This is a genomic window from Pseudomonas sp. zfem002 (assembly GCF_032621685.1).
GTDB classification, from domain to species: domain Bacteria; phylum Pseudomonadota; class Gammaproteobacteria; order Pseudomonadales; family Pseudomonadaceae; genus Aquipseudomonas; species Aquipseudomonas japonica.
On the sequence record NZ_JAVYJH010000025.1, the window covers coordinates 67,520 to 79,272 of the forward strand.

The 11,753-nt window shown below is 66.1% G+C and carries 4 protein-coding genes; all 4 read right to left on the bottom strand.

Features of this window, described 5'->3' with window-relative positions; translation table 11 throughout:
- Nucleotides 1-41: 41 nt before the first annotated feature.
- On the bottom strand, nt 42-10,184 hold the full coding sequence (locus RTI28_RS24585; RefSeq protein ID WP_316922879.1) for a DUF4347 domain-containing protein: 10,143 nt from the start codon (nt 10,182-10,184) through the stop codon (nt 42-44).
- A gap of 91 nt (nt 10,185-10,275) precedes the next feature.
- A complete protein-coding gene (locus RTI28_RS24590) occupies nt 10,276-10,812 on the bottom strand; it encodes a phage tail protein (protein WP_316922880.1) in 537 nt (178 codons plus the stop codon).
- Nucleotides 10,813-10,855: 43 nt separating this feature from the next.
- Nucleotides 10,856-11,182 carry a DUF6916 family protein gene (locus RTI28_RS24595; protein ID WP_316922881.1) on the bottom strand — a complete coding sequence of 109 codons (327 nt, stop codon included), beginning with the start codon at nt 11,180-11,182 and terminating at the stop codon, nt 10,856-10,858.
- Nucleotides 11,179-11,631 carry a GNAT family N-acetyltransferase gene (locus RTI28_RS24600; protein ID WP_316922882.1) on the bottom strand — a complete coding sequence of 151 codons (453 nt, stop codon included), beginning with the start codon at nt 11,629-11,631 and terminating at the stop codon, nt 11,179-11,181. Before RTI28_RS24600 ends, RTI28_RS24595 begins: the two co-directional genes overlap by 4 nt.
- Nucleotides 11,632-11,753 lie beyond the last annotated feature (122 nt).

The following is an 11,753-nucleotide window of genomic DNA, read 5'->3' on the forward strand; positions in this document are numbered from 1 at the left end:
GCCCCCTGGTACGGCTTGGTTATCGAGTTTTGCTCTGTATGTCATGCCTGCTGCCCGATCTGTGCGGGTTGCGCCAGGGCTTTGGCCAACTCGCGCACATGGCGCTGGTCGGCTTCGTTGAGTTGCTGAAGTTGCTGGCCGAAGGTCGGCGAACCGAATACCCCGCGCAGTCCCTGGTTGATGTCCGCCGGCCGCCACTGGTTGCCATTGAACACGCTCATCTCGCTGACACCCGGTACGTCGTGGCTGAAGATCGTCGACAGCGTGCTGCTGCCGAACACTCCGCCATTACCGCCGCCGAAGCCGAGGAATCCGCCCGGGCCACCAAGGCCGGCACCGCTGTCGCTGCTGCCGAAGACCTGGGCGATGAAGCTCGGTGCGCTGCTGGCGTTGCCGAGGAAGATGGTGCCCAGCGGCTGGATATCGCCGCCCACGGTACGCACTTCGAACAGCGAACCCGGAACCAGCGGCGACACGCTGCTGCTGACCACCAGGTTCGGCACCTGTGGCTGGATCACCGATGGCAGTGGCTCGGCTACGACCGGTGGCAGATTGATGCGGAAGTCCAGATCGCCGACATCCTGGGTCTGGATCGACTGCGCCTGGCCGACCAGGTTCACCGCCATCTGGTTGCCGGCGCCGTCCTGGATGCCGCTGCCCAGGGCATTCAGGCGCAGGGCCAGGCTGCCCTGGCCGCGCAGGTCGCCGACGACGATGCGGTAGGTCCGCGCATCGACTTGCTGCACCGACTGCACCACACCGCTGGCGCTGCTGGTGCCGAGCACGCTGAAGTCATTGGCATCGACACCGCTGACCGCCTCGTCGAAGGTCAGGGTGAAGCTGAGGCTGCGGTCGGTCGGCAATACCGGCCCGTCGACCACGATGCTGCTCGGCCGCGGCGCGCGGGCATCGACGAGGATGCCGCTGGTGTTGCCGACGTTGTTCAGGCCGGTCTGCGCATCGTTGCCGCGGGCGTCGCGGATGGTCGCGCCGTTGAGGTCGATACCGGAGGCGACAGTGAAGCTGCTGTTGCCGGCCATGCCGCTGGTGACATTGAGGCGGAACACCAGGGCGGTACCGCCCGAACCGGACAGGTAGTCGGCGTAGACCACGCGACCGTTGTCCAGGGTGATGGCCAGGCGTGGCGCGCCGTCACCGGTGTCCACCAGTACCGCTTCGCTGGTGTTGACGGTGAAGTCCAGCTGCGCACCGGCGACATAGGTGCCGGCCGGCGGAACGCCGACGCTGCTGACCGACGGCGCCACCCGGTCGATGCTGTAGCTGCTGCCGGCCAGGCCGCCGGTGATCGGGTTGCCCGCCACGTCGCTGATGCCGGTGCCGCTGGCGTTCAGGTCGAGGCGCACGTTGCCGGCGCCGGACAGGTTGTCGACGAGGATCACGTAGGTACGCCCGTTGACCTGCTGCACCGAGGCGATGCGGCCATTGGCGCTGCCGGTGAAGGCCAGGCTGAAGTCGGCGCTGTCCACCCCGGAGACGCTTTCGTCGAAGGTCACGGTGTAGCGCACCGAGCCGGCGTTGGTCGGCGTGGTGTCGACGCGGACGATATCGCTGACCTGTGGTGCGGTCGTGTCGATGACGATGCCGCTGCCGTTGCTGCCTGGATTGTTCAGCGCCAGGTTCAGCGCGTTGCCCGCGGCGTCACGGGCGGTGCCGCCGTTGAGGTCGATGCTGCCGCCCAGGGCGATGCCAGCGGCGGCGTTGTTGCCCGCCTGGATGGTGTAGGCGAAGACCAGCGCCGAGGTACCGGAGCCGGACACATACTCGGCATAACGGGTCACGCCGCCGATGTTCAGCGCCACCCGTGGCGTGCCGCTGCTGGTATCGATGATCACCGGCTCGCTGGTGTTCACGGTGAACTGCAGGACATCGCCGGCGTTGTAGGCGCCCGGCGCTGGCACGCCCACGGTGGCGACGCTCGGCGCCACGGCGTCGATCAGCACGCCATCGGTGGGCGGCAGGCCGTCGAGACCGAGTTGCGCATTGTTGCCGACGGCGTCGCGCAGGGTCGCACCGTTGAGCTCGATGGCCGAGCCGACGCTGATGCCGTTGCTGTCGAGCTGGCCGGTGCTGACGGTCAGGCGGAACAGCAAGGCGTTGCTGCCGGCCCCGGAAACGTACTCGGCCCAGGCAGTCTGGCCGTTGTCCAGGAGCACTTGCAGACGCGGCGAACCGTTGCTGGTGTTCAGCTGTACCACTTCGCTCAGGTGCACGGTGAAGTCGAGATTCTGGCCGGCGACATAGGTACCGTTGGCCGGCACGTCGACGCCAGTGACCTTCGGCACGTCGCGGTCGATGCTGTAGTTCACACCCACACGGCCACCCGGTACCAGGTTGCCGGCGGCATCGGCGATATCGGTACCCGGCTTGAGGTCCAGGCGCACGGTGCCGGTGCCGATCAGGCTGCTGACCTTGACGGTGAAGGTCTTGCCGTCCACCGCCGTCACGCTTTCGATACTGCCGGCGACGCTGCCGCCGAAGATCAGGTTGAAGTCGCTGATATCGACGTTGCCGACGTTCTCGCTGAAGGTCACGGTGTAGCTGACCGAGCCACTGTTGGTAGGGGTAGCGTCGACGCGGGTGATGTTGGTGGCGTATGGCGTGGTGGTGTCGACCAGCACGTTGCCGGTGTTGCCCACCGCGCCGAGGTTGAGGTTCAGGGCGTTGCCGGCCGGGTCATTGATATGACCGCCATTGAGGTCAAGGGTACCGTCGACCGCGATGCCGCCGCTGGCGGTGTCGCCGGACTGCACGGTGTACTGGAACACCAGTGCGCCGCCGTTCGCCCCGGAGACGTAGGTGGCGTAGCGGGTCACGCCACCCACGGTGAGCACCAGCCGCGGGGTACCGCCGGTGCTGTCGACCACCACGCCTTCGCTGGTGTTGACGGTGAAGCTGAGGACATCGCCGGCCTTGTAGCTGCCGTTCGCCGGCAGGCTGACGCTGTCTATCACCGGTACGACGGCATCGATGCGCACCCAGGTCTGGAAGGCATCGCTGGCCAATACACTGCTGGCGCCATTGCCTGCGGCGTCACGAATGGTGGTGGCGGCCAAATTGATTCGGTTGTTGATCCGGATGCCGTCGCTATCGCTCATACCGGCAGTCACTGGCAGGCGGAACACCAAGGTGTCGCTGCCGGAGCCAGACAGATAATTTGCGGGCAAGAAGAGCCCGGGCCCGCCGCCGCTCTGAATCATTACGAAGATGGATGGAACACCATCGACGTAGACCACTTCGTTCAGCTTCACGCTGATATCGATGTTCTCGCCGGCCACATAAATGTGCCCGTTGGACGGAGGCGTCACCTGGATCGGCATCGGTGTCGAATGGTCGACGGTGTAGACCGCACCGGTCAGGCCGCCGGTCACCCGGTTGTTGGCCTTGTCATAGACCGTGGCGTCGCTCCTGAGATCCAGTCCCAGCGTCCCGTCCCCACTCACATTGCCTACCTGAATCGTGTAGGTCCGGCCATCGATGCGGGTGATACCGGTGATCGTGCCCGACGCATTGCCGGTGGTCGTCAGGTTGAAGTCCGCTGCGTCCAGTCCGGTCACGTCCTCGTCGAAAGTCACGGTGTAGCCGAGGCTGGTCCTGTTGCTCAGCAGGGCATCGACATTGACGATACCGGTGACGCTTGGCGCCGTGGTATCCACCAGCACCGCGGTGGTGCTGCCGACGCTGTTCAGGGTCAGGTTCAGATCGTTGCCGGCGGCATCCTTGACGCTGCCGCCATTGAGGTCGAGGCTGCTGCCGACACTGATGCCATCGGCATCGGTTTCACCGGCCTGCACGGTGTACTGGAAGACCAGGGTCGAGCCACTGCTGCTGCCCGGTACCAGCGTGGCGTAGCGGGTAATCCCGCCGACATCCAGGGCCAGGCGCGGCGAACCGCTGGCGAATACCGCTTCGCTGGCGTTGACGGTGAAGCTCAGCACGTCGCCAGCCTTGTAACCGCCGTTGGCCGGCACGCTGACAGTGGCCACCGTCGGCACGATGCCATCCACCAGAATGCCACTGCTGCTGCCCGGAACGAGCGCCGTGGCGCTGTCGTTGCCGGCCAGGTCGCGCAGGCTGCCGCCGTTGAGCTGGATGCTGTTGCCCACGCTGATGCCGTTGCTGTCCTGCTGGCCGCTGGCGACCACCAGGCGGAACACCAGGGCGCTGGTGCCGCTGCCGGACACGTAGTCGGCATAGGCGGTGCCGCCGGTGTCGAGGGTCACTTCGATACGCGGCGTACCGCCCACGGTGACCGCTTCGCTGAAGTTGACGGTGAAGTCGAGGTTCTGCCCGAGGCGGTAGCTGGCATCGCCCGGCAGCACGATATTGCCGATGCTCGGCGCCACACCGTCGATCTGGATGGCCTGCTGGCCGGCCAGGGAACTGGCGCCGCCCAGGGTCGGCAGGGTCAGGATCGCCGCGTAGCCCTGGGTGCTCTGCAGCACCGCACCGTTCAACGACAGCCCCGTGGTGCTGGCGTAATCGAGGTCGCCGCTGACGTCGCCGGCCTGCACGGTGTAGCGGAAGGTCAGCTGGGTGGTGCCGGAGCCACTGACGTATACCGCCTCACGGTCGATCGCGCCGGTTTCCAGGAGCAGCCGCGGGCTGCCGCCGGTCAGGTCGACCACCACGTTGTTGTCGAAGTTGACCACGATGTCGATCTGGTCGCCGACCTTGTGCAGGCCATCGCTGCCCGGGGCCGCCACCACGCCGGTGACCTTCGGGTTGATCGGCGAGATGGTGATCGCCAGGACATCGACGTCGGTCTTGACACCGCCGCTGCCGCTGTAGCCCTGGTCGTCGCTCTCGAAGGTGATCGAGCCGGTACCGTTGTAGCCGGCCTGCGGTGTGAAGGTCAGGCCGTTCAGGGCGGCGTTGATTGCCGCCAGGGTGCCGGTGAAGACCATTGCCGTGTCGTTGCTGCCATCGCCGGTGGTGAAGCTCAGTCCGACGATCGAACCCAAGGTCATCTGCCCATTGACGGCGGTCAGGGACAGCTTCATGACGTTGCCGCCGATATCCACGTCGCTAATGGTGATCAGGTTGCCGTTGGCGCTGTTGAACACCAGCGAGCCGTCCTGCGGCACCGTCTGTGTCGCCGGCAGGTTGTTGACCGGCGCGTCGTTGACCGCGGCAATGACCAGCGAGATGTTGGCGTTGACCTGCAGCGGGCCGCCGCTGCCGGTGTTGCCGTTATCGTTGATCGAGATCGACATGGTCTTGACCCCGGTGGCGTTCGCCGCGCCGAGGTAGGTCAGGCGACCGTTGCTGACCAGGGTGTTGATGTCGGCGACGGTACCTTCCAGGGTGATGGCGTTGGTGCCGTTGTTGGTCACGGTCACCCCGCTGCTGGCGGTCGCGGTGAAGGTGCCGTTTCCGTTGGCCACGCTGAAGATCACCCGCACGCTGCCGCTGCCGGCGTCGACATCGCCGAAGGTGATGCCGGCCATGGACTTGGCCACGTCCTCGGTGACGTTGATGCTGACCGGGCCGCTGATGGTCGGCGCGTCGTTCACCGGGGTGATGTCGAGGGTCAGGTTGCGCGTGTCGGTGCCGACGCTGGTGGTGTCCAGGCTCAGGCCGAGGGTCACGCTGGTGTTGGAGTTCAACGCCGGCGTGTACTTCAGGCTGCCGGCGGCAATGAAGTTGTTGATCGCGGTCAGGGTACCGGTCAGGGTCAGCGCCGAACCGGTGCCGCCCACGGTGACGCCGCTGCCGCTGACGCCGCTGAGGTTGCCCGCGCCGACGGTCAGGGTCAGGGTGCCGCTGCTGGAGTCGACATCGCTGAGGATGATGCCGGTGACTGGCGACAGGCTGTCCTCGGTCACGCTGACGTTGGTCGGCGCGCTGATCACCGGCGCGTCGTTGACCGCGGTGAGGGTGACGTCGCGGGTCACCAGGAGGGAGTCCAGGCTGCCGTCGTTGACCTTGAACGATACGGTGCGGGTGGTGGTGGTCGGGGTGTCCGAGCCGTTGGTGTAGGTGATCGAACGCAGCGCTGCCTGGAACTGCGCCTGGGTCGCGCCGCCGGCGGAGGTCAGGGTCAGGATGCCGGTGGTGGCGTCCCAGGAACCGCTGATGTTGCCCATGGTCGCCGGGTCGTTGCTGAAGGCCAGGGTGTCTTCTCCAAGGACGTAGGTGCCGCCCAGGCTGACGGTGGCCGACGCGATGCCCGGACCGTCCGGGTCACTGATGACGATACCGCTGTCGATAGCCACCGGGGTGGAGGCGACGTTGTTGCCCTCGGTCCAGCCCACGCTGCCGCCGCTGCCGGTCAGCACTGGCGCATCGTTGGCCGCGGTGACCACCACGCTGGCGGTGTCGGTGGCGGTGGAGAAGGTGTTGCTGCCACCGAGGAGGCTGGTGACGTTCCAGCGGGTGCCCTGCTGGCCGAGGGTGCCGCTGGTCTGGTCCCAGGCGCGGTAGGTGATGGTGGCGGTCTCGCCATGCAGGCCATCCGGGACGAAACGCACGCGGTCGCCCGAGCGCAGCACCAGCGCGGAAGCATCCGAAGCGGTGCCGATGTCGGTCCAGGTGGTCCCGGCGTTGATGCTGTACTGCCATTTGCCGTAGGTGCTGGTCAGGCCGGTGATGGCCATGCCCTTGATGGCGCCGGTGTCGGCATCGGTCACGCCACCGAGCAGTGCGCTGACCGCGTCGCCGCTGTTGTTGGTGGCGGTGTCGCTGATGCCGGTCAGGCTCGGGTTGACCGGAGTCACCACCGGCGCATCGTTGACCGAAGTGACGACCAGGGTGGCCTGGGCAGAGCCGGTGGAGTACGCGGTGCTGCTGCCGTTGAAGGTAGTGTCGCCGGTATTCGGCGAGCCGTTGGTGGACGCCGCGCCGCTGGTGCGGTCCCAGGCACGGTAGGTGAAGGAGACGTTCTCGCCGTTGGCGTTGTCCGGGATGTAGCGGACCTGGCTGCTGGATGTCAGCAACAGCGCGCTGCTGGTCGAGACCGTGCCGAAGGCGGTCCAGGTGGTGCCATCGGTGGAGTACTCCCAGGTACCGCGACCGACGGTGGCGATCACGGCGATGCCGGAGGCGGCACCCGCGTCCGCGTCGGCATAGCTGGCGCCAGCCAGCACCGTGGAGACGGACACGGCGCTGCTGGTGGTGTTCTCGTTGGTCGAGGTGATCACGTACGGACCGCCGCTGAGGGTCGGCGCATCGTTGACCGGGACCAGGGTGACGATGCTGGCGGCGTTCACCGTAGTGGTATTGATGCCGCTGTTGAGGGTGCCGCCGCTGTCGCGCACGTTCGTCAGGGTGACGGTGCGCGAGGTGCCGCTCGGGGCATTGCTGTCGTTGCGATAAGCGATGTTGTTGACGATGGTCTGCGCGGTCGCGGTGGACAGCCCGGAGTGGGCCAGGCTCACGGTGGCGGTGCCGGAGCTGACCGAGACCGAAACGGTCGCGCCGTTGTTCAGGGTGACCAGGTTGGTGCCGTTGGTCAGGGTCACGTCGGAGCCGTCGATCACCAGCTTCTCCGAGGCGCCGTTGGCCAGGTTGGAGACGCTGATGGTCATCAGGATGATGCTCTGCGTGGACTCCACGGCGTTGATGCTGGCACCGCTGAACAGGGCCACGGCCGAACCGTCCTCGGTGAAGGTCGGGTTGGTGCCGGTGACGCTGACCACCGGCGCATCGTTGACCGCCAGGATATTGGCCGTGACCGTGGACACCGTGCTGGTGGTGCCGGTCTCGTCGGTCACCGTGATGCTGAGGGTGCGCGCGCTGGTGTTCGGCGTGGTGCTGTTGCTGTTGCTGTACTGCAGGCTGCGCACCAGCGCGGTCACCGCACTGGCGTCGGCGTTGGCATTGAGGGTGATCACCAGGGCGTTGCCGCTGGTGCCGCCGGTGAGCGTACCGATGGTGACACCGCCGTACTGCACGTTGCTGCCGGAGACGGAGATCTGCCCGGCGGCGCTGCCGACACTGAGGACCGACAGCACGTCCTCGTTGGTCACGGCGTTGCCGGTGACCGCGACGCGCACGTTGCCGCCGTTGAAGTTGGCCGAGTCGGCGTCGGTGACCGTGGCGTTGTTGCTTCCGTCGATGAGGATGCCACTGGTCTTCTCGAGGTAGTTGACCGCGTCGCCATTGAGGTTGGCGATCACCGGCGCCGCCAGGTTGGCCGCGGTGAAGTTCAGCGTGGTGTTGTCGCTGATGCCCTGGAACACGATGCCGGCGCTGTCGACGAAGGTCTTCGAGTCGATGCGCACCGCATAGCTGACACCGCCGACCAGGGTGATCGACGGATCGATGGTCCAGGTGGTGCCGGAGCCGGTGATCTGGCCACTGCCGACCGGGATGGTCTCGACGGTCTGGTTGTCCGAGGTGCGGACGATGTAGATGTTGCCGGTGCCTTTGCTCACCGATTCAGTGAACGTCAGCACGATATTGGCGCCCGGGCTGACACCGGTGGCATTGTCGCTCGGGGTGGAGCTTTGCAGCGCAGGTGGACGATCGGTCTGCAGCAGGAGGTTGCCGGAACTGCCGTTGGTGGCGAAGAAGATATCCACGTCGCCGTCGCCATCGAAGTCGCCGACCCGGTAGTTGCTACCGGTGTGGTCGGCCAGGCTCAGACCGTTGAAGGGCGACGAGCCCAGGGCCACGATGCTGAATGTACCATCGCCGTTGCTGCGCGCGTACTGGAACGGGCTGCTGGTGTTGGCGGTCTGGTAGAGGATGTCGGCATCGCCGTCGCCATCGAAGTCACCCACCAGCATCCGGCCGTTGAAGGTCGGAGCGGGGAACGTGGTGGTGGACTGGGTGCTGAAGCTGGCGCCATCGTTGCGCAGGTAGGTACCGGTGCCGCCGCTCACGGCGGCGAGGATGTCGAGGTCGCCGTCGCCATCGAAGTCGGCCACGTAGTAGTTGTTGCCCGCATGGTCAGGCAGGGCCAGACCGGCGAATGGCGAGCTGCCGAAGCTGACGTTGGTAAAGGTACCGTCGCCGTTGCTGCGGTAATAACCCCAGGGACTGCCACTGCCGGCGGTCTGGTAGAGGATGTCGGCGTCACCGTCACGATCGAAATCACCCACGACCATGCGTGAGTTGAACCCGGGCGCGGGGAAGTTCGCGCTGGACTGGCTGCTGAAGGTTCCACCATCGTTGCGGAAGTACTGCCCGGTGCCGCCGTTGGCCCCCACCAGCACGTCGACGTCACCGTCACCGTCGAAGTCGCCGACGAAGTAGTTGGTGCCCGAGGCATCGGGCAGGCTCAGCCCGGCGAACGGCGATTGCCCCAGGGACAGTTGGGTGAAGTTGCCATTGCCGTCGCTGCGCGCATAGGCGAATGGACTGCTGGTGCCGGCGGTCTGGTAGAGAATGTCGGTATCGCCATCGCCATCGAAGTCGCCGACGATGGTCCGCCCGGCGTTGGTGATGGTGGTGCCCAGCGGCGTGTTGCCGATGGTCCAGGAGCTGGCCAGGACACCCTCGTAGCCGGCCACCGCCAGGGCGGAGGTCTGGATCTGTCCGCTGCTGCGCTCCAGGCTCCAGTTGCCGCCCAGCGCCGCGGCACCGGTATCGTCCGCGGAGGCCGCGACGTCGGCACCGGTGATCTGCGCCAGCGCGTCGATGAAGGCCTGGCCCTGGTTGCTGTCGCCGACCTTGCAGCCGTAGAGCATCAGGTCGCCATCGGCCTTGAGCGCGGCCCCGATGCTTTCCAGCGCGGCGCTGTGCTGGGCGAGGTTGCTTTGCGCCAGCCAGACATTGCCGGCCTGCACCGTGCCGTCCGCACCGTGGGACAGCAGGTGGATGGCGTCGAGGTTTTCGCGGCCCTTGAGGTAGTCGGCCATCTGCTGCAGGCCGTCCTTGCTCGGGTCGAGCACGACGATCTCGGCATTGGGCGACAGGCCGGTGAGCATCTGGTTGACATTGCCGACCTGGCCGTCGACGAACACCACTTCCTGGCGCTGGCTGCTGTCGCTGCTGCTGGCGCGGGTGTCGGCGCTGGCGGCGGCCGGGCTGGCGTTGTCAGCGGAGGTGCTGTCCTTGGCCGGCTCGGCGGTGGCCTGGTCGGCCTCCTGCGCGACCACGGCCACGGACGCATCGAACATGATTCGCGGTTCGAGGGCCACCAGCAAGGGTGCGGCGCCGGGCTCGGCGGGCGGCACTTGCGGGGCTGGCTTGCGCGAGAAACGTTCGATGAATTTCATGGTGCACCTCCTGGTATACGTCCGCCCGGCACAGGCTGGCCGGGCGCACAGAATAAGTGGCGGCCCCCTGGGAGGCCGCCGGTTATCGCTATCAGTTGCGCGTAGGGAACAGACCTTCGGTCGCGATGATGAAGGTCACGGTGAGGAACGGGTTGCGCAGCCCGACCGGCTGGGAGCCGCCGGCGATGCCGACGCTCTGCTGGCTCAGTGTTACGTTCGGAGCCGCGGCGACGTACAGGTTCACCGGGTTGCCGTCCTTGTCGGTCGCCGCGCCGAACGACGTACCAGCGCCTGGGCTGGGGAGGTTGGCCTCGGCAGTGGAGACCCCCAGCGGGTGCACGTGCATCGGCATCTGCGAGGAGAGCAGCGTGACCGATTCGTAACCCGACGCTTCACCCAGGACCATAGGGCTCAGGCCTGGGCCCTGGCCCTGATGGACCGGGCTGCGACCGCGGAAATCAGGCAGGCCGAAGGTGGACTGGCCATTGCCGCCGAAGGTGGTCCCGAGGATGGAGAACAGCGCCGTGTTCTGCGAAATCGACAACAGCTGGCCGCTGCACATGGCATAACCGCGAGGCGCAAAGTTGCCGCCGAACATCTTGATCTCGCCGAGGTAGGGTTCGCTCATCGGATGCTTCCTTGTTGTTAACTTGCGTTGTTGGAAAAAACGTTCACGCGGTTGCGCTGACTTCCCGATGGATCACCGCCTCGAGGATGTGCCGGCCATCCGGATCGGGCAGAAGCGGTGTCATCAACAGATCCCAGTGCCGCCCGTCAGGCCCGAACAGGCGATACACCTCCTGCATCATGGCGACGCCGAGCGGCAGGGCGATCATCAGGGAGTAGCATTCGAAGCGGTCATTCATCGCCACGCCCTCGCGCACATCGACGAGGGTGACGCGGATGCCCTGCTCCGGCGCGACCTGCAGGACGAAGCCCGCGGGGTCGGCATCGGCCAGGTCGGCACGGGATGGAATGGCACTGGGAATCGGGTTCATGAAGCGATCCTCGAAGCGCCGCGAGCTTCGCGGCGCATGCGCAGGTAGACCCCGGATTCCTTGATGACCTGGAAGCCGAGACGGGCGTAGAGACGCTGCGCGGGGTTGTAGGTTTCCACCGACAGTTCGATCGCCAGGCCCTGTTCGTCGGCACGGCCGATCAGCGGCTGCAGCAATGCGCTGCCGATGCCCTGGCTCTGCCATTCTGGCAGCAGCGCGATATCGATGAGATTGAGCGTGGTCTGGCCCCAGAACAGATAGAGACGGCCGATGGCCTGCCCCTGGTGCTCGATGATGAAGAACTCGCCGTCGGCGAAGTGGGCCTGGTAGTAGGTGTGCTGGGCGTTGAACTGCTGGTGGAGGAAAGCTGCGATCTGCTCGGTGGGCCAGCCGCTATGGGACATTTCTTCGGCCCGCGTGCCAGCGTACAGGCGTTCGATGAAAGCCATATCGTCTGGATGCAAGGCACGGAGTGTCACAGCATACTTCGACATCAAAGCAAACTTCCCTGTAAGTGAAACTTTGTGGGCCAACTATTTATGTGACGAACATCACAGCAACATGCATGGCT